General features: G+C 59.2%; 18 protein-coding genes. 15 read left to right on the top strand and 3 right to left on the bottom strand.

What is annotated here, in order from left to right:
- Positions 1-8: 8 nt before the first annotated feature.
- Positions 9-656 (top strand): pyridoxamine 5'-phosphate oxidase, encoded by a 648-nt coding sequence (gene pdxH / locus BN1079_RS07375; RefSeq protein WP_037023340.1) that lies wholly within the window; start codon positions 9-11, stop codon positions 654-656.
- 48 nt (positions 657-704) lie between these two features.
- On the opposite strand, the gene BN1079_RS07370 is transcribed toward pdxH, so the two are convergent.
- Positions 705-935: a hypothetical protein gene (locus BN1079_RS07370; protein ID WP_037023339.1), complete on the bottom strand. Its 231-nt coding sequence runs from the start codon at positions 933-935 to the stop codon at positions 705-707.
- Between the two features lie 213 nt (positions 936-1,148).
- Between BN1079_RS07370 and BN1079_RS07365 the strand changes: the two genes are divergently transcribed.
- From BN1079_RS07365 to BN1079_RS07335, 7 genes are all read left to right on the top strand, one after another.
- Positions 1,149-1,610 carry an outer membrane lipoprotein gene (locus BN1079_RS07365; RefSeq protein ID WP_037023338.1) on the top strand — a complete coding sequence of 154 codons (462 nt, stop codon included), beginning with the start codon at positions 1,149-1,151 and terminating at the stop codon, positions 1,608-1,610.
- Positions 1,611-1,845: 235 nt separating this feature from the next.
- Positions 1,846-4,638: a monovalent cation/H+ antiporter subunit A gene (locus BN1079_RS07360; RefSeq protein WP_037023337.1), complete on the top strand. Its 2,793-nt coding sequence runs from the start codon at positions 1,846-1,848 to the stop codon at positions 4,636-4,638.
- The gene (locus BN1079_RS07355) at positions 4,638-4,967 is read left to right on the top strand and encodes a Na+/H+ antiporter subunit C (RefSeq protein WP_037023335.1); all 330 of its coding nucleotides are present in this window, start codon (positions 4,638-4,640) and stop codon (positions 4,965-4,967) included. Before BN1079_RS07360 ends, BN1079_RS07355 begins: the two co-directional genes overlap by 1 nt.
- Positions 4,964-6,472 (top strand): monovalent cation/H+ antiporter subunit D, encoded by a 1,509-nt coding sequence (locus BN1079_RS07350; RefSeq protein ID WP_037023334.1) that lies wholly within the window; start codon positions 4,964-4,966, stop codon positions 6,470-6,472. Before BN1079_RS07355 ends, BN1079_RS07350 begins: the two co-directional genes overlap by 4 nt.
- On the top strand, positions 6,469-6,963 hold the full coding sequence (locus tag BN1079_RS07345; RefSeq protein ID WP_037023333.1) for a Na+/H+ antiporter subunit E: 495 nt from the start codon (positions 6,469-6,471) through the stop codon (positions 6,961-6,963). The genes BN1079_RS07350 and BN1079_RS07345 overlap by 4 nt, the downstream gene beginning before the upstream one ends.
- On the top strand, positions 6,957-7,226 hold the full coding sequence (locus BN1079_RS07340; protein ID WP_037023331.1) for a K+/H+ antiporter subunit F: 270 nt from the start codon (positions 6,957-6,959) through the stop codon (positions 7,224-7,226). The genes BN1079_RS07345 and BN1079_RS07340 overlap by 7 nt, the downstream gene beginning before the upstream one ends.
- A 9-nt stretch (positions 7,227-7,235) precedes the next feature.
- Complete coding sequence (locus tag BN1079_RS07335) at positions 7,236-7,565, top strand: Na+/H+ antiporter subunit G (protein ID WP_037023330.1); 330 nt, start codon at positions 7,236-7,238, stop codon at positions 7,563-7,565.
- 21 nt (positions 7,566-7,586) lie between these two features.
- On the opposite strand, the gene BN1079_RS07330 is transcribed toward BN1079_RS07335, so the two are convergent.
- Together BN1079_RS07330 and map are read right to left on the bottom strand one after the other, a co-directional pair.
- Positions 7,587-10,289: a [protein-PII] uridylyltransferase gene (locus BN1079_RS07330; protein WP_037023328.1), complete on the bottom strand. Its 2,703-nt coding sequence runs from the start codon at positions 10,287-10,289 to the stop codon at positions 7,587-7,589.
- A gap of 23 nt (positions 10,290-10,312) precedes the next feature.
- Positions 10,313-11,095: a type I methionyl aminopeptidase gene (map, locus tag BN1079_RS07325; protein WP_037023327.1), complete on the bottom strand. Its 783-nt coding sequence runs from the start codon at positions 11,093-11,095 to the stop codon at positions 10,313-10,315.
- A 263-nt stretch (positions 11,096-11,358) separates the two neighbouring features.
- Between map and rpsB the strand changes: the two genes are divergently transcribed.
- The 7 genes from rpsB to ispC all read left to right on the top strand — a co-directional run bounded on the left by rpsB (position 11,359) and on the right by ispC (position 17,510).
- Positions 11,359-12,099: a 30S ribosomal protein S2 gene (gene rpsB / locus BN1079_RS07320; protein ID WP_037023326.1), complete on the top strand. Its 741-nt coding sequence runs from the start codon at positions 11,359-11,361 to the stop codon at positions 12,097-12,099.
- A 125-nt stretch (positions 12,100-12,224) separates the two neighbouring features.
- A complete protein-coding gene (gene tsf, locus BN1079_RS07315; RefSeq protein ID WP_037023324.1) occupies positions 12,225-13,094 on the top strand; it encodes a translation elongation factor Ts in 870 nt (289 codons plus the stop codon).
- Between the two features lie 210 nt (positions 13,095-13,304).
- Positions 13,305-14,048 carry a UMP kinase gene (pyrH, locus tag BN1079_RS07310; protein WP_037023322.1) on the top strand — a complete coding sequence of 248 codons (744 nt, stop codon included), beginning with the start codon at positions 13,305-13,307 and terminating at the stop codon, positions 14,046-14,048.
- Entirely contained in the window at positions 14,045-14,602 is a 558-nt protein-coding gene (frr, locus tag BN1079_RS07305) for a ribosome recycling factor (RefSeq protein ID WP_037023321.1), read from the top strand. The genes pyrH and frr overlap by 4 nt, the downstream gene beginning before the upstream one ends.
- Positions 14,603-14,752: 150 nt before the next feature.
- Positions 14,753-15,514 (top strand): polyprenyl diphosphate synthase, encoded by a 762-nt coding sequence (gene uppS, locus BN1079_RS07300; protein ID WP_037023318.1) that lies wholly within the window; start codon positions 14,753-14,755, stop codon positions 15,512-15,514.
- Positions 15,508-16,323: a phosphatidate cytidylyltransferase gene (locus BN1079_RS07295; protein WP_037023316.1), complete on the top strand. Its 816-nt coding sequence runs from the start codon at positions 15,508-15,510 to the stop codon at positions 16,321-16,323. The genes uppS and BN1079_RS07295 overlap by 7 nt, the downstream gene beginning before the upstream one ends.
- Positions 16,320-17,510: a 1-deoxy-D-xylulose-5-phosphate reductoisomerase gene (ispC, locus tag BN1079_RS07290; RefSeq protein ID WP_037023313.1), complete on the top strand. Its 1,191-nt coding sequence runs from the start codon at positions 16,320-16,322 to the stop codon at positions 17,508-17,510. Before BN1079_RS07295 ends, ispC begins: the two co-directional genes overlap by 4 nt.
- Positions 17,511-17,554 lie beyond the last annotated feature (44 nt).

The raw sequence follows: 17,554 nt of genomic DNA, 5'->3' as shown, positions 1-17,554 counted from the left end.
GGCCCGCGATGACCCAGACCCTGGCTGATATGCGCCGCGACTACACGCGTGATGGACTCAGTGAAGCTCAAGCGCCGAATGAGCCTTTTTCCCTGTTCCGCCAGTGGTTTGATGACGCCCTGAAGACCGAAAAATTACCGGTCGAGCCCAACGCGATGACCGTGGCTACGGTTGATGCGCAAGGGCGTCCCCATTGCCGCGTGCTGTTGCTCAAGGCGCTCGATGAGCGCGGTTTCACCTTCTTCAGCAACTATGAAAGCGCCAAGGCCGAGCAGCTTGAGGCTTGCCCGTACGCGGCGATGACCTTCTTCTGGCCGGCCCTTGAGCGGCAGGTGCGCATCGAAGGGCGAGTCGAGAAGGTCAGTGCTGCCGATTCGGACGCCTACTTTCAGATAAGGCCGCTGGGTAGTCGCCTGGGAGCCTGGGCTTCGCCGCAAAGTCGGGTGATCCGTGACCGGGCGGAGCTCGAGCGTCTGCTTGCCGAAGCCGAATTGCGCTTTCTCGATAAGGCACCGCATTGCCCGCCGCATTGGGGCGGTTATCGACTGCTCCCGGAGCGGATCGAGTTCTGGCAAGGGCGAACCAGTCGCCTGCATGATCGGCTCAATTATCGACTCGTAGCCAACGATTGGCAGCGTGAGCGCCTCGCGCCCTGAGTCTATGCCCGCGGCTCCGGCGCAACGCCGGAGCATATGCCGGTTCGATCAGTTGTAACTTTCCAGTTCCCGCTCCAGCCAGCCTTGCAAATCCTTTCGTTTGACCTTGGCGGCTTTTGCCGCTGCCAGACGCTCCAATATCCAGGTACGTTTGTCCGGGTCGCTTCCTGCCAGAGAGAGCGCCAGATCCCGGTCTGCCCAGCGCCTGAAACGTACGAATAGCCAGGCATGAAATACCAGGCCGGCAATGGTGGTGACGGCTATGATGAAATAATCCATGGGGGTTCTCTTGTGTGGCCGGATGTGTTTCGCCTGTGCGTGACGGGATGGCGTCGGTTAAAGTAGAGACTTATCAAAGGTCTTCGTGTGTTCGCCACCGATAAAAACGGGCAAGGCATCCGGAACATGTTGAGTCAGGACGCGTCTGTTGCCAAGGGCTCTGCGCTGCAGGTCCTATCGGTGTCGAGGTCAATACCATCTAGGAGAGTACATATGCGCAACCCTGTATTAGTTGCTTCGTTCACCGTCATGGTTCTGATCGTGGGCGGTTGTACATCTAACCTAACTGGTGACTCCTATTCTCGTGACGAAGCCCGGACCGTGCAGACTGTTCGCTACGGCACCATCGAGTCTTTGCGCCCGGTCAAGATCGAGGGAACCAAGACGCCCATCGGCGGCGGCGCTGGTGCTGTTGTTGGTGGTATTGCCGGCAGTGGTGTTGGCGGCGGGCGTGGCAGCGCAGTGGCTGCCGTAATTGGCGCGGTGGCTGGCGGCATGCTGGGCGCCGCGGCAGAAGAAGGCATCACACGCACCCAGGGTGTGGAAATTACCCTGCGAGAGGACGATGGCAGCTTGCGTGCCTATGTGCAGCAGGTCGAGCCCAATCAGGTCTTTCGCGTGGGGCAGCGAGTGCGCGTTATGACCGTTAATGGCACCAGTCGTATCGCCCCCTGACGCGTCCTCCAGGCACGCCGGCTTTGCGTGCCCTTCAGTAAAAAATGAGCCCGCTATGTGGGTAAGCGCGGTCTGCTCTGGGCAGTCCGTGTTTTTTTTTCGAAATATATGAATCCATGACGTTACGGCAGTCGGTGTGGATAATCGTCGCACGCCGCCGTGCCTCTTTGGGCCAAATGCTGGCCTACCAAGGATTTAACTGCTGCGTACCCGCGCGGCTCAAGGGGTTTTACTCATGGCGCTTGCGCTAATAATCGCTTTGCCATTTCTAGGCATCTGCCTGCCGCTGCTATTTGCAAGGCTTGGTCGGTCTGCCTGCGCGTTTGCCGCAGGGTTGGGCCCTCTGGCGGCATTGATTCTCCTCATGTCCAAACGAGAAGCCGTATTTGCCGGTGAAGTCGAAGTGCAGATGTTGCCCTGGCTACCGGAGCTTGGCCTGAACCTGAGTCTCAGGCTGGATGGGCTGGGTTTCCTGTTTGCCTTGCTGATTCTCGGAATTGGCTTGCTGGTCATTCTGTATGCGCGTTACTACCTGTCGAAAAAAGATCCGATGGGGCGCTTTTATGGGTTCTTCCTGTTGTTCATGGGCGCCATGCTGGGCGTGGTGTTGTCCGAAAATCTATTGCTGATGATGATGTTCTGGGAGCTGACCAGCCTCTCTTCGTTCCTGCTGATCGGTTTCTGGAATCATCGCTCCGATGCGCGCCAGGGCGCTCGTATGGCGCTGGCAGTGACCGGCGGCGGCGGCCTGGCATTGCTGGCCGGTCTTCTGTTGATTGGTCATATCGTTGGCAGCTACGAGTTGACTACGGTGCTGGCCTCCGGCGACCTAATCCGGGCGCATACTCTTTACCCGCTGGCATTGATTTTGGTGTTGCTGGGAGTATTCACCAAGTCTGCACAGTTCCCGTTCCACTTCTGGCTGCCGCAGGCGATGGCAGCGCCGACTCCGGTTTCGGCCTTTCTGCATTCGGCCACCATGGTCAAGGCCGGCGTGTTCCTGTTGGCTCGGCTGTATCCGGCACTTTCGGACTCGGAATGGTGGTTCTACCTGGTCAGCATGACCGGGCTGGCGACACTGCTGTTTGGCGCGGTCATGGCGCTTTTCCAGCACGACCTCAAGGGCTTGCTGGCCTACTCGACGATTAGCCATCTGGGGCTTATCACTTTGCTCTTCGGCCTCGACTCGCGCCTGGCGGCAGTGGCGGCCATCTTCCACATCATCAACCACGCTACCTTCAAGGCCTCGCTGTTCATGGCCGCGGGCATCATCGATCATGAGACCGGAATCCGCGACATGCGGCGAATCAACGGTCTGATGAAATACATGCCCCACACGGCAGTGCTGGCAATGATTGCCTCGCTGGCCATGGCTGGCGTGCCCTTGCTCAATGGTTTCCTGAGTAAGGAAATGTTCTTTGCCGAAACCTTGGACCAGCATCTGCTGGGCAGCTTTTACTGGACCATACCGGCGCTGGCGACTCTGGCCGGTGCTTTTGCGGTGGCCTATTCGCTGCGCTTCGTGCACGACGTGTTCTTCAATGGCGAGCCTATTGACCTGCCCAAGTATCCCCCGCATGAGCCGGCGCGCTACATGAAGATTCCGGTGGAGATTCTGGTGCTGCTGTGCCTGATGGTGGGGATGGTTCCGGCGTACACCGTTGCGCCGCTCCTGGGAGCTGCGGTCTCGGGAACTCTCAATGGCACGGTGCCCGAATACAGCCTTTCGATATGGCACGGTTTCAACCTGCCGCTGTTGATGAGCTTTGTTGCACTGGTCGGTGGGGTACTGATCTATGCACTGCGCAAGTGGATATTTCAATGGTACGAAGGGCTTCCCCGCGTCGATTCGCTGGAGGTGTTCCGGCGTGTGATCAGCGAGATCACCAAAGGTGCACGTTGGATGACCGAGCGCCTGGATAACGGTTCACTGCAGCGCTATCTGGCGCTGGTGTTATTCAGTTCGCTGGTACTGGTGGTATATGCGCTGGCGCCGCTGCAGGCGCTTGGCGGAAAGGTTGCGCTGACCACGCCGGATGTCTTCACCGTCTTTGGCATGCTGATTCTTTGCCTGGCCTCGGTGCTGACGGTGCTCTTTCACCGCAGGCGGCTGGTGGCGCTGGTCATCCTCAGTGTCGTCGGAATGCTGGTGGCCCTTGCCTTTGCCCGCTTCTCGGCACCTGATCTGGCGCTGACTCAGCTGTCGGTTGAGGTAGTGACCATCATCCTTCTTATTCTGACGCTGTACTTTGTGCCAGATCGGACTCCCGCTGAGTCGAGCAGTCTGCGTGCACTCCGAGATCTGGTCCTGGCCGGCGGTTTTGGCACCATGATCGCCATGCTGACCTATGCCGTCTTGACGCGCCCTTACAACAGTATCGCGTCGTTTTTTCTGGAGAACAGCGTTTCGGGTGGCGGCGGCACCAACGTAGTCAACGTGATTCTGGTGGATTTCAGGGGTTTCGATACGTTCGGCGAAATATCGGTTCTGGCCATTGCCGGGATCGGTATCTATGGATTGCTGTTCGGATTGCACCTGCCTTATCCCCGCCGCGACTATGGTGGGCGGCTCTGGAGTACCGACAGTCATCCGATGGTGCTGGATGTACTATCGCGTACGGTATTGCCGATGGCCTTGTTGATCTCCGTGTTCATCTTCCTGCGCGGCCACAACATGCCGGGAGGCGGCTTCATTGCCGGCCTGATCACCGCAGTTGCATTGATCCTGCAATATATTTCCCATGGCGTGACCTGGGCGGAGCAACGCCAACCTTTCAGCTACCACGGCATCGCCGGGCTCGGCGTGCTGATCGCGGGGTTAACGGGCATAGGCAGCTGGCTGTTCGGCTATCCGTTTCTGACCTCGGCGTTCGATCACTTCCATCTTCCCTTTATTGGCGAGTTCGAACTGGCTACAGCCATGCTGTTTGATCTGGGCGTCTATCTGACGGTAGTCGGCGCCACCCTGCTGATCTTGTCCAATATGGGCCACGTCAGTCAGGACGAGTCATGCAAGGAGATCCTCTGATGGAAGCTGTATTAGCGATTACGCTGGGCATCATGATGGCCAGCGGTGTTTATCTGCTTTTGCGGGCACGAGTGTTTCCGGTGGTAATGGGGCTGACGCTCATTTCCTACGCGGTGAACCTGTTCATTTTTGCCATGGGTCGGCTGACCACGGGGGCGCCGGCCGTTATCGGCAAAAGCGCGGAATATGGCGATCCGCTTCCGCAGGCGTTGGTATTGACCGCCATTGTCATCGGTTTTGCCATGACCGCATTTGTCGTGGTGCTTTCTCTGCGCGCCTTGGGTGAGTTGAAAACCGATCATGTTGACGGCCAGGAGCCGCGCGAATGAATCATGTGTTAATCCTTCCGATTCTGCTGCCACTGCTGGTTGGCGCACTGCTGCTGATTACCCACAGACTGAGCAAACCCTTCAAGCGTACGGTGTCGCTGTTGGCAACCTGGCTGCTGGTGCCGCTGACGCTTGCGCTGCTGCTGCAAGCCAATAGCGGAACCCTGTTCGTTTACCAGCTGGGCAATTGGCTGCCGCCTTTCGGCATCATGCTGCTGCTCGATCGCCTGAGCGCGATGATGCTGCTGCTGACTGCGGTCCTGGCCGGCTTCGCCGTTCTCTATGCGTCGCGTGGGGGAGACGAAAAAGGGCCGAACTTCCATGCGTTGTTCCAGTTCCAGCTGGCCGGCATCAATGGCGCCTTCCTCACGGGCGATCTGTTCAACCTGTTCGTGTTCTTCGAGATTCTGCTGATCTCTTCCTACGGCTTGCTGGTCTACGGCAATGGCGCCCAGCGAGTGCGGGCCGGCATGCCCTACGTGGTTCTGAACCTCCTGGGCTCCGGGCTGTTCCTGATCGGCGTGAGCATGCTCTATGGACTGACCGGCACATTGAACATACCTGACCTGGCGATCCGGGTTGCAGCGGCCGATCCTGCCGATGCGCCACTGCTGGCGGCGGCGGGCTATTTGCTGCTGGTAGTGTTCGGTCTCAAGGGGGCGATCCTGCCGCTGTACTTCTGGCTTCCTCGCGCCTATGCCGCGGCACCGGCTGCAGTGGCGGCGCTGTTCGCGATCATGACCAAGCTTGGTCTCTATGCGATTGTCCGGGTGTTCACGCTGATCTTCGGCAGCGAGGCGGGCGTGCTCAACAATATGGTGCTCGACTGGTTGTGGCCACTGTCGATGCTGACCTTGGCCGCCGGTGTGCTGGGTGCGCTCGCGGCGCGCAATCTGCAGATTCTGCTCTCGTACCTGGTGGTGGTTTCGGTGGGAACCCTGCTGGCAGGCTATGCCCTTGGCACCGAGAGTGGGCTAAGTGCTGCACTCTACTACCTGATCCACAGCACACTGGTTGCTGGCGGCCTGTTCCTGCTGGCGGATCTGATTGCCCGTCAGAGGGGGGAGGCGGGTTCCGATCTGGCCTTAGCGCCAGCCCTGCGACAGCCATTGCTACTGGGGACGCTGTTTTTCGGCGGCGCCATCTCGGTAGCTGGGCTGCCGCCGTTTTCAGGTTTCCTGGGCAAGGTCATGTTGCTGCAGGCAGCATCGCCCGGTAACGGTGCGCTGGCGCTTTGGCCGGTGGTGTTAGTGGGTGGGCTTGGCATGGTGATCACTTTGAGCCGTGCCGGAAGCGCTATCTTCTGGCGGGTGAATGACGTTGCAGTTGAAGCTCCTGCCATGCCGGCCGATCCATTGCGCATGCTTGCGGTCACTGGGCTGTTGCTGGGCAGCGTATTGTTGGTTGTCGCTGCGCAGCCGGTGCAGGCTTATGTCCAGGCCACGGCTGCACAGTTATTCGATCTCGGTCCTTATCTGCAGATCATTCAGGGAGGTGGGGCATGAAGAGGTTTCGTTTGTTGCCCAATCCCGCGCTGACGTTGCTTCTAGCTGGGCTTTGGCTGCTCTTGAATAACACCCTGGGGGGCGGGCATATCGTGCTGGGGTTATTCCTCGGCTGGGCGATCCCCCTACTGGTTTCGGACTTCCTTATCGAAATTCCCCGTGTACGCAAGCCGCTCAAGCTGGTGCGGTTCATGCTGATGGTGCTTTGCGACATCGTGGTGGCCAATATCCATGTGGCCAAGCTGGTGCTTGGCCCGAAAGAGAAATTGCGGCCGGCGTTTATCTTGATGCCCATGCGGATCGAAAACGAGTTCGTTCTGGCAGTCCTGACCAGCATTGTCTCGCTGACCCCCGGTACGGTATCGGCTGGCCTGAGCCCCGATCACAAAAGCCTGTTGATGCATGCGCTGGACGCGCCTGATGTCGAGGCGGTCGTTGCTGAGGTAATGAACCGCTACGAAGCGCCGTTGCTGGAGATCTTCGAATGCTAGCCTACGTGATTCCCTTCTGCATGGGCCTGCTGTGCGTGGCGGTGGCGCTCAATATGGTTCGCCTGATCAAAGGGCCGGAGGTGCCGGACCGGGTCCTGGCGCTCGACACGTTGTATATCAATGCCCTGGCACTGATCGTGATTTTCGGCATCTGGCTGGCTTCAGATCTGCTCTTCGAGGCAGCGCTGCTGATTGCGGTAATGGGCTTTGTCAGTACCGTTGCGGTGGGCAAGCATCTGCTGCACGGCGACATCATCGATTGAGGAAAGTACATGCCGTTCTGGATTGAATTGCTGGTCAGCGCGTTTCTGATCATCGGCAGCATCTTTGCGCTGATCGGGGCGATAGGCCTGTATCGCCTGCCTGACTTTTATACCCGCCTGCACGGCCCGACCAAGGCAACCACTCTTGGAGTGGGAGGAGTCTTGGTCGCCTCGATGCTGTTCTTCAGCTATCACAACGACGGGTTAAGCCTGCACGAACTGCTGATCACTCTGTTCCTGTTTATCACCGCACCGGTGAGCGCCCATATGCTGGCCAAGGCGGCCATGCAGCAGAAACTGGAACGCATCGAGAAAACCCAGGGCAAGCCCTGGGACTGACAGCGCCCGGGCGATTACCTGTTAGATTTCGATGCTGCTGGGCGAGGCTTGGTGTTCGTTTTCCTGCGTCAGCTGCCTGACCAGAGCCTGCTGCAGCTCGATGCACAGCTGCGGATCTGACAACGGCTGATTGTCCGCATTGGTGACGAAGAACACGTCTTCGACGCGCTCGCCCATGGTGGCGATCTTGGCGTTCTGCACCGAGAGGTCGAAATCCAGGAACAGTTGGCCGATACGCGCCAGCAGACCGGGGCGATCCGGTGCGATGACCTCGATAATGGTCTGCAACCTTTGCGCATCGTTGTGGATGGTGACCTGCGGCGGAAAGGCGAAGTGCTTGAGCTGGCGGGGCACGTAGCGCTTGATGATCGTCAGGTATTCTTCCGGCCTGCGTAGTGCCTCGATCAGCCCTAGGCGGATTTCCTGGATGCGTTCGGAGTCGTTGCCAATGGGCGTGCCGTCGGCGTCCAGGACAATATAGGTGTCCAGAGTGAACTGGCTGCTCGAGGTGATGATGCGGGCATCGTGGATGTTCAGGTTGAGCTGATCCATGGCGGCAACGGTCACCGCGAAGAAGTCATGCTGGTCCGCTGCGTAGATGAAGATCTGCGTGCCGCCTTCGAACTCGCGTTGAGTGGTTTCCTGGATCAGTACCAGCGGCTCGCTGCTGTCGCCGTGTTGCAGGATGGCCTCGGTATGCCAGGCGACGTCGGACGAGGAGTGGCGCAGGAAGTAGTCATCACCCAGCTGTGCCCAGAGTTGTTCGGCATCATCCGGGTCGGTGCCGTTGCGCACCAGGCTGTCGAGCGCGGCGCGCTGGGTCTGGCGAATCTGTTCCTCGCGCTCCAGCGGATTTTCCAGGCCGCGGCGCAGGGCGCGTTGGGTTTCGCTGTGCAGCTGGCGCAGCAGGCTGGCGCGCCAAGAATTCCAGAGGCTCGGATTGGTGGCATTGATGTCCGCCACGGTGAGCACGTAGAGGTAGTCAAGGTGGGTCTCGTCACCGACCATCTGGGCGAAGTCGTTGATCACCTGTGGGTCGGACAGATCCTTGCGTTGCGCCGTGGTGGACATGATCAGGTGGTTGGCAACCAGCCAGACCACCAGGCGCGTATCCCATGCCGGTAACTTGTGACGTACGCAGAACGCCTGGGCATCTTCCGCTCCGAGTTCGGAGTGGTCGCCACCGCGGCCCTTGGCGATGTCGTGATACAGACCGGCAATGTAGATGAGCTCGGGCTTTGGCAGCAGCTCCACCAGCTTGCTCGCCAGCGGGTATTTTTCGGCGACGCCGGGTTTGCTCAGCTTGCGCAGGTATTTGATGACGTTGAGCGTGTGGGCATCGACGGTATAGATGTGGAAAAGGTCGTGCTGCATCTGCCCGACGATATGACCGAACTCCGGCAGGTAGCGGCCCAGGATGCCGTATCGATTCATCCTCCGCAGGTTGCGATGGATGCCTTCCCGGCACTTGAACAGCTCGATAAACAGGCTGGTGTTGCGGATGTCGCTGCGGAAATCGTCGTCGATCAGGTGGCGATGGTCGCGTAGCAACCGGATGGTTTCGGCGCGCACCCCTTTGATCTCCGGGTGCTGTGCAAGCAGCACGAATACTTCAAGCAGTGCGAACGGGCGTTGCACGAATACCGAATCCCTGGCTACTTCAAGGTAGTTGTCGCGTACCAGGAAGCGGCTGTTGAGCGGGACAGCCTCGCCGCTGTCGCCTTCCCAAAGGATCACTTCGGCAAAGTGCTGGCCGACCAGGTCGCTGAGCTCGGAGATGCTCATCACTACCCGGTAGTACTTCTGCATGAAACGCTCAATGGCCAGCTTGGCGTCGCTATCTTCGTAGCCGAACAGAGCGGCGAGGCTGCGCTGGTAGTCGAACAGCAGACGATCTTCGGCGCGGCCGGCGAGCATGTGCAGCCCGTAGCGGACCCGCCAGATAAAGGCCTGGCTGGATACCAGTAGTGAGTATTCGCCCTCGGTGAGAAAGCCCTGATCGAGAATGGCGCTCAGGTTCAGGCTGCCGAACTGGCGCCGGGCGATCCACAGGATCGTCTGGATGTCGCGCAGACCGCCGGGAGAACCCTTGACGTTGGGTTCCAGGTTGTACTCGGTGTTGTTGTACTTGGAGTGGCGGGCGTTCTGCTCGTTGCGCTTGGCGAGGAAGAACTCCTTGCTTGACCACATCTCGCTCGGGCTGGTGACCTTGAGCATGCTCTGACGCAGGTGCTCGGGGCCGGCAATGGTGCGACTTTCCATCAGGTTGGTAATGATGGTCAGGTCCGCGCGGGCCTCTTCGGCGCACTCGGCTATCGAGCGGACGCTTTGGCCCACCTCGAGCCCGATGTCCCAAAGCAGGGTCAGAAAGCCTTCGATGGGGTCACGGAACAGTTCCTGCTCGCTATCGTTGAGCAGGATCAGCAGGTCAATATCGGAGTAGGGATGTAACTCGCCGCGGCCGTAGCCGCCCACCGCGACCAGAGCGATATCGGCACCCTTGTCCCAGTCGAATCGGGACCAGGCGGCGCGCAGGATCTGATCGATGAACCAAGCGCGGTCAGTAATCAGCCGGCGGATATCGCGTCCGGCGAGAAACCGTTCGTCCAGGACCTGGCGAGCTTTGGCAATGACTTTCTTGAATGCCGGAATCGGGCTGGATTTGAGCGCCAATTCGGCCTGGAACTGGCTGCGGTCGAAAAGTTCGGGATCAACCTGTGGCATGCCAGTTCTCCGTCAGGGCGTTATCAGGGGCGGGTGCGGGGAATGGTGTCGTCACTGCGCAGAGTGAAGATCTCGTAGCCATCGGCGGTAACTACCAGCGTGTGCTCCCATTGGGCCGACAGCTTCCGATCCTTGGTGATGGCTGTCCAGCCGTCACCGAGCAGGCGGGTCTCCGCACGGCCCTGGTTGATCATCGGCTCGATGGTGAAGGTCATGCCTTCCTTCAGCTCAAGGCCGGTACCGGCGCGACCGTAATGCAGCACTTGAGGCTCTTCGTGGAATACCTTGCCGATGCCGTGACCGCAGTATTCGCGCACCACGGAAAAACCGTTCTTCTCTGCGTGCTTCTGGATCACTTCACCGATGTCGCCGAGGCGGGCGCCGGGACGCACGAGCTCGATACCTTTATAGAGACATTCCTGGGTCACTCGGCACAGGCGCTCAGCCCACTCTGGAACCTTGCCGACCATGAACATTCGGCTGGTGTCGCCGTGATAACCATCCTTGATGACGGTGATATCGACGTTGAGGATGTCGCCATCCTTTAGCGGCTTCTCATTGGGGATGCCGTGGCAGACCACATGGTTGATCGAGGTGCAGATCGACTTGGGGAAGCCTTTATAGTTGAGCGGCGCCGGGATGGCCTGCTGAACATTGACGATATGGTCGTGGCAAATACGGTCCAATTCATCGGTGGTGACGCCGGGCCGGATATGTTCTTCGAGCATTTCCAGCACTTCGGCGGCCAGGCGGCCTGCGATACGCATCTTCTCGATATCTTCAGGCGTCTTGATGTTGACAGTCATTAGGAACTCTCGGAGTGCGAAAAATAAAGGCGCTATCTTAACAGCTTGAGACTCTGCAGTGAGGATGGCTCGCGCGCCGAGTGTCGTTTCCGTACTCGCAGCCTATGGTGTCCGGCCTCGCCTTATGCTATAAAACGCGCCGCTCAACGGGGACCACCGTTTTGCTTTAATCCACACACGTGTCGACACGGTATCCTGGGTGCTCGAAAGAGTTGGATATCGGGGCGCGTGGAGGCCTAACCCGACTTATCCGAGGAAGTATCATGACTCAAGTCACCATGCGCGACATGCTGAAGGCCGGTGTGCACTTCGGCCACCAGACCCGTTACTGGAACCCGAAAATGAACAAGTACATTTTCGGCGCGCGCAACAAGATCCATATCATCAACCTCGAAAAAACCCTGCCGATGTTCAACGAAGCGCTGCAGTTCGTTGAAAAGCTGGCTGCGGGCAAGAACAAGATTCTGTTCGTCGGCACCAAGCGTTCCGCTGGCAAGATCGTTCGCGAAGAAGCTGCACGTTGCGGCTCGCCGTATGTCGATCATCGCTGGTTGGGCGGCATGCTGACCAACTACAAGACCATCCGTGCGTCGATCAAGCGCCTGCGCGAGCTGGAAACCCAGTCCCAGGACGGCACTTTCGACAAGCTGACCAAGAAAGAAGCTCTGATGCGTACCCGTGATCTGGAAAAACTGGATCGCAGCCTGGGCGGCATCAAGGATATGGGCGGTCTGCCGGATGCCATGTTCGTCGTCGACGTCGATCACGAGCGCATTGCAATCTCCGAAGCAAACAAGCTGGGCATCCCGGTCATCGGCATCGTCGATACCAACAGCAGCCCGGAAGGTATCGATTACATCATTCCCGGTAACGATGACGCCATCCGTGCCGTTCAGCTCTATCTGAGCGCGACAGCCGATGCTGTAATCCGTGGCCGTCAGAATGCCGGTGGTGGTACCGACGTATTCGTCGAAGAAGCTGCCTCCGAGGCCGCTGAAGGCTGATCGAGTAGCATCGCCTAGTTGAACCCGATGAACAAAAAGGGGGCTATGCCCCCTTTTTGCCACTTCCGAATTGATCGCCTCCATTGGAGGCGATAGTCGATAACGAATCGAGAGGATTTGCGAACATGGCAGAGATTACTGCAGCCCTGGTTAAAGAACTGCGCGAGCGCACTGGCCAAGGCATGATGGATTGCAAAAAGGCACTCACCGCTGCTGGTGGCGATATCGAGAAAGCCATTGACGACATGCGCGCCGCGGGTGCCATCAAGGCCGCCAAGAAGGCTGGCAACATCGCCGCCGAAGGCTCGATTGCGGTCAAGGTTGCTGATGATAACAAGCGTGCCGTAATCATCGAAGTCAACTCCCAGACCGACTTCCTAGCTCTGCAGGAAGACTTCAAGAAGTTCGTCAATGACAGCGTCGAGAAAGCTTTCGCTGAGAACATGACCGACGCTGCTCCGCTGATCGCCGCTCAGGAATCCGATCGCGAAGCGCTGGTTGCCAAATGCGGTGAGAACGTCAACATCCGTCGCCTGACCTCTGTTTCCGGCGATACCGTTGGTGCCTACCTGCACGGCCACCGTATCGGTGTTCTGGTTGTGCTGAACGGCGGCAACGAAGAGCTGGCCAAGCATGTTGCCATGCATGTGGCTGCTTCCAACCCGGCTGTTGTCACTCCGGATCAGGTCTCCGAAGAGCTGGTTGCCAAGGAGAAGGAAATCTTCCTGCAGCTGAACGCCGAGAAGATCGCTGGCAAGCCGGAAAACATCGTCGAGAACATGGTCAAGGGCCGCATCAACAAGTTCCTGGCCGAAGCCAGCCTGGTTGAGCAAGCTTTCATCATGGATCCGGAAGTCAAGGTCGGTGACCTGGTGAAGAAGGCCGGTGCCGAAATCGTTTCCTTTGTCCGCTATGAAGTGGGCGAAGGCATCGAGAAGGCCGAGGTCGACTTCGCCGCTGAAGTTGCAGCTCAGGTCGCTGCTACCAAGCAGTAAGAGCTTCCTGTTGACGTCAAAGAGGCTGCCCGCTCACGCGCGCGGCCTCTTTGTCGAACTGGGACAGAGAAATCGTTTTTGTCACTAGATGGTCAAAAACGCTTGGCACCAATACGCAGTTGCGCTGTCATAGCGCAGATATTTCGGGTTTGTGCGGCCTAAGCCGGTCATGCAGCCTGGTCATACAATGCCGCAGGAGAGACAACGCCAATGGCTCAGCAGATGAGTGCACGCAATCCACGCTATAAACGCATTCTGCTCAAATTAAGCGGCGAAGCCCTGATGGGGGCGGAAGATTTCGGCATCGACCCCAAGGTGCTCGACCGCATGGCTCTGGAAGTGGGGCAGTTGGTCGGGATTGGCGTTGAGGTGGGCCTGGTCATCGGTGGCGGCAACCTGTTCCGCGGCGCGGCACTCTCAGCGGCCGGTATGGACCGGGTCACCGGCGACCATATGGGTATGCTGGCAACTGTGATGAACGCACTGGCCCTGCGTGACGCGCTGGAGCGTTCCAATATTCCGGCGCTGGTGATGTCTGCCATTTCCATGGTCGGTGTGACCGACCATTACGACCGCCGCAAGGCGATGCGTCACCTCAAGAGCGGAGAGGTCGTGATCTTCTCGGCCGGTACCGGTAACCCGTTCTTTACTACCGACTCGGCCGCATGCCTGCGTGGCATCGAAATTCATGCCGACGTCGTGCTCAAGGCCACCAAGGTGGACGGCGTCTATACCGCCGACCCCTTCAAGGATCCAAATGCCGAGAAGTTCGAGGAGCTGACCTATGATGACGTCCTCGATCGCAAGCTCGGCGTGATGGACCTGACGGCCATCTGCCTGTGTCGCGATCACAAGATGCCGCTGCGGGTATTCAATATGAACAAGCCCGGCGCCCTGCTCAATATCGTGCTTGGCGGTGCCGAAGGAACACTGATCGAGGAACCGAATCAATGATCAACGAGATCAAGCAAGATGCGCAGGAGCGCATGAAGAAAAGCCTGGAGTCGCTGGCAGGCGCCTTTGCCAAGATCCGCACCGGTCGCGCTCACCCAAGCATTCTGGATGGCGTCATGGTGTCCTATTACGGCAGCGACACGCCGCTGCGTCAGGTTGCCAACATCACCGTCGAGGACTCGCGTACCCTGGCCCTGACCATTTTCGACAAGAGCATGATCCAGGCCGTTGAAAAAGCCATCATGACTTCGGATCTGGGGCTCAATCCGGCCACGGCCGGTACTACCATCCGCGTACCGATGCCGGCACTGACCGAAGAGACCCGCAAGGGCTTCACCAAGCAGGCGCGCGCCGAGGCCGAGAACGCTAGGGTTGCCGTACGCAACATTCGCCGTGACGCCCTCGCGCAGCTCAAGGATCTGGTGAAGGAAAAGGAAATCAGCGAAGACGAGGAACGTCGTGGTCAGGACGACGTTCAAAAGCTGACCGACAAATACGTTGCGGAAATCGACAAGGCGCTGGAAGTCAAGGAAAACGACCTGATGGCCGTTTGATCGCCGTGTTGAACGCCCGTACGGCTCACCTTGGCATCGCGCCAGGCCGTCCAGGTTCGGTGAGTGTGAGCTGCGACACCACATTCGGGAGTTGCAGCCGGGCGTTTCTTCTATTGTTTTGCAGCGTGACTGAGCGCAGGTAGTCGTTTCATGGAAAAGGTCAGGCCGATTGCCGGACGGAATGTACCCCGTCATGTCGCAATTATCATGGATGGCAATAATCGCTGGGCAAAACGGCGTCTCTTGCCCGGAGTGGCCGGACATAAGGCTGGCGTGGACGCGGTACGGGCCGTCATAGAGGTGTGTGCCGAAGAGGGCGTTGAGGTACTTACTCTGTTCGCCTTTTCCAGTGAGAACTGGCAAAGACCGGCTGATGAGGTGGGCGCCTTGATGGAGCTGTTCCTGACAGCTCTGCGTCGCGAGGCCCGCAAGCTCAATGAGAACGATATCAGTCTGCGCATTATCGGCGATCGTGAGCGTTTTCATCCTGAACTGCAGATAGCGATGGCCGAAGCCGAAGCCATGACCGCCGGTAGCGGTCGTTTTGTGCTGCAGGTGGCCGCCAACTACGGCGGGCAGTGGGACATCCTTCAGGCCACGCAGCGCATGGCGCGCGAGGTTCAGGCCGGTCAGCTTGGTGCCAGTGAAATCACCCCGGCACTTTTTCAAAGCTACCTGGCCACCGGCGATCTGCCATTGCCGGATCTATGCATCCGCACCGGAGGTGAGCGTCGCATCAGCAATTTTCTGCTGTGGCAGATGGCTTACGCCGAGCTCTATTTCTCTGACCTGTTCTGGCCAGATTTCAAGCATGAGGCAATGCGCGCCGCGCTGGCAGACTACTCCAGGCGACAGCGCCGCTTCGGCAAGACCGGCGACCAGCTCGAAACAGAGGTTCGTGCAGAATGTTGAAGCAACGCATCATCACAGCGGCGATTCTCCTGCCGGTTGCTCTGATCGGCTTTTTCCTGCTCGAAGGGCTGGCCTTTGCGCTATTTATCGGTGTGGTTGTAAGCCTTGGTGCCTGGGAGTGGGCGCGCATGGCCGGCTACACGGCTCAGCCGGCGCGTGTCGCTTATGCGCTGCTGGTGGTTGCACTGTTGGTCGTACTCTACAGCCTGCCGGCGCTGGCTCCCTGGCTGCTGGCGGCCAGCGTGCTCTGGTGGCTGGCGGCGACGGGGCTGGTTCTCAATTATCCGGATAGTCAGCGCCACTGGCGCGGGCGCGCAGGCAGCCTGGTTATCGGGCTGCTGATTCTGCTGCCAGCCTGGCAAGCACTGCTGGTGCTCAAGCGCTGGCCTGAAGGCAACTGGCTTATCGTCGCCGTTATGGTGCTGGTTTGGGTCGCTGATATCGGAGCCTATTTCTCCGGTCGGCGTTTCGGTCGGCGCAAGCTGGCACCGCAAGTCAGTCCCGGAAAGAGTTGGGAAGGGCTGGTGGGTGGTCTGCTGGCAAGCCTGCTGGTTACGCTCGGGGTTGGGCTGTATCGCGGTTGGTCTGCGCGTGAGCTGGTGCTGGCACTGCTCGGCGCTGCTGTAGTAGTGCTGATTTCGGTGGTGGGCGATCTAACCGAGAGCATGTTCAAGCGCAGCGCGGGGATCAAGGACAGCAGCCAGCTGCTGCCGGGTCACGGCGGCGTCATGGATCGAATCGATAGCCTGACTGCAGCCGTTCCTGTATTTGCCGTTCTGTTGTGGCTCGCCGGGTGGGGTGCCTGGTGAGCCATCCCTTGCAGATAACAGTGCTCGGAGCGACAGGCTCCATCGGGCTGAGTACGCTGGACGTTATTGCCCGCCATCCCGAGCGCTACCAAACCTTCGCCCTGACAGCGTTCAATCGCATTGCCGAGTTGCGCGGGCTGTGCCGCCAGCACCGTCCGCGATATGCCGTGGTGGCGAGCAGCGATCAGGCGCGGGTGCTGCAGGAGCAACTGATCGGCGATGGCCTGCAGACTCGTGTGCTGGTGGGAGAGGGCGGCTTGAGCGAAGTGGCAGCCCATCCGGAAACTGATGTGGTAATGGCAGCGATTGTCGGTGCGGCTGGTTTGCGTCCAACGCTGGCGGCGATTCAGGCCGACAAGCGTGTCTTGCTGGCGAACAAGGAAGCGCTGGTCATGTCCGGCGCGTTGTTCATGCAGGCGCTGCGCCAGAGCCGGGCGGTGCTGTTGCCCATCGATAGTGAACACAATGCGATTTTCCAGTGCCTTCCCGGCGACTATGCCCAAGGCCTTTCGGGTGTTGGCGTACGCCGCATACTGCTTACCGCATCTGGTGGGCCTTTTCGCGAGTGGCCGCTGGAGCAGTTGAGCGATGTCACTGTGGAGCAGGCCTGTACGCATCCCAATTGGTCTATGGGGCGCAAGATCTCGGTGGATTCGGCGAGCATGATGAACAAGGGGCTGGAGCTGATCGAGGCCTGCTGGTTATTCGATGCGCGGCCGGATCAGGTCGAGGTGGTGATTCATCCGCAGAGCGTCATTCACTCCATGGTCGATTATGTCGACGGTTCGGTGCTGGCGCAGCTGGGCAATCCCGACATGCGTACGCCAATTGCCCACGCCCTGGCCTGGCCTGAGCGTATCGACTCGGGCGTCTCGGCGCTGGATCTGGTGCGTATCGGGCATCTGGATTTCCATGCCCCGGATGAGCAGCGTTTTCCGTGCCTGCGCATGGCGCGTCAGGCAGCGCAGAATGGCGGTACGGCCCCCGCGATGCTTAATGCTGCCAATGAGGTGGCGGTGGACGCCTTCCTTGAAGGTCGGATTCGCTTCACGGAGATCGCGAGTATCATCGAGGACGTTCTGAACCGTGAAGCAAGCGTTGCGGTGCACTGCCTTGGTGATGTTCTGGGTGCCGATGCGCAGGCTCGCAGGTTGGCGTCGCACTGGCTAGAAGGGCACAACCGCTAACGGCCCGGCATCCGCCGACGCGGGCGGTGGTGCCCATTGCTGCA

The sequence above is a fragment of the Pseudomonas saudiphocaensis genome (assembly GCF_000756775.1).
Lineage (GTDB): Bacteria > Pseudomonadota > Gammaproteobacteria > Pseudomonadales > Pseudomonadaceae > Stutzerimonas > Stutzerimonas saudiphocaensis.
This window is presented reverse-complemented; position numbering and strand designations above follow the sequence as displayed.

What these genes read in the sequence shown, in the direction of transcription:
- pdxH (WP_037023340.1), top strand. Translation starts at nt 9, where the DNA reads ATGACCCAGACCCTGGCTGATATGCGCCGCGACTACACGCGTGATGGA.
- BN1079_RS07370 (WP_037023339.1), bottom strand. Translation starts at nt 935, where the DNA reads ATGGATTATTTCATCATAGCCGTCACCACCATTGCCGGCCTGGTATTT.
- BN1079_RS07365 (WP_037023338.1), top strand. Translation starts at nt 1,149, where the DNA reads ATGCGCAACCCTGTATTAGTTGCTTCGTTCACCGTCATGGTTCTGATC.
- BN1079_RS07360 (WP_037023337.1), top strand. Translation starts at nt 1,846, where the DNA reads ATGGCGCTTGCGCTAATAATCGCTTTGCCATTTCTAGGCATCTGCCTG.
- BN1079_RS07355 (WP_037023335.1), top strand. Translation starts at nt 4,638, where the DNA reads ATGGAAGCTGTATTAGCGATTACGCTGGGCATCATGATGGCCAGCGGT.
- BN1079_RS07350 (WP_037023334.1), top strand. Translation starts at nt 4,964, where the DNA reads ATGAATCATGTGTTAATCCTTCCGATTCTGCTGCCACTGCTGGTTGGC.
- BN1079_RS07345 (WP_037023333.1), top strand. Translation starts at nt 6,469, where the DNA reads ATGAAGAGGTTTCGTTTGTTGCCCAATCCCGCGCTGACGTTGCTTCTA.
- BN1079_RS07340 (WP_037023331.1), top strand. Translation starts at nt 6,957, where the DNA reads ATGCTAGCCTACGTGATTCCCTTCTGCATGGGCCTGCTGTGCGTGGCG.
- BN1079_RS07335 (WP_037023330.1), top strand. Translation starts at nt 7,236, where the DNA reads ATGCCGTTCTGGATTGAATTGCTGGTCAGCGCGTTTCTGATCATCGGC.
- BN1079_RS07330 (WP_037023328.1), bottom strand. Translation starts at nt 10,289, where the DNA reads ATGCCACAGGTTGATCCCGAACTTTTCGACCGCAGCCAGTTCCAGGCC.
- map (WP_037023327.1), bottom strand. Translation starts at nt 11,095, where the DNA reads ATGACTGTCAACATCAAGACGCCTGAAGATATCGAGAAGATGCGTATC.
- rpsB (WP_037023326.1), top strand. Translation starts at nt 11,359, where the DNA reads ATGACTCAAGTCACCATGCGCGACATGCTGAAGGCCGGTGTGCACTTC.
- tsf (WP_037023324.1), top strand. Translation starts at nt 12,225, where the DNA reads ATGGCAGAGATTACTGCAGCCCTGGTTAAAGAACTGCGCGAGCGCACT.
- pyrH (WP_037023322.1), top strand. Translation starts at nt 13,305, where the DNA reads ATGGCTCAGCAGATGAGTGCACGCAATCCACGCTATAAACGCATTCTG.
- frr (WP_037023321.1), top strand. Translation starts at nt 14,045, where the DNA reads ATGATCAACGAGATCAAGCAAGATGCGCAGGAGCGCATGAAGAAAAGC.
- uppS (WP_037023318.1), top strand. Translation starts at nt 14,753, where the DNA reads ATGGAAAAGGTCAGGCCGATTGCCGGACGGAATGTACCCCGTCATGTC.
- BN1079_RS07295 (WP_037023316.1), top strand. Translation starts at nt 15,508, where the DNA reads ATGTTGAAGCAACGCATCATCACAGCGGCGATTCTCCTGCCGGTTGCT.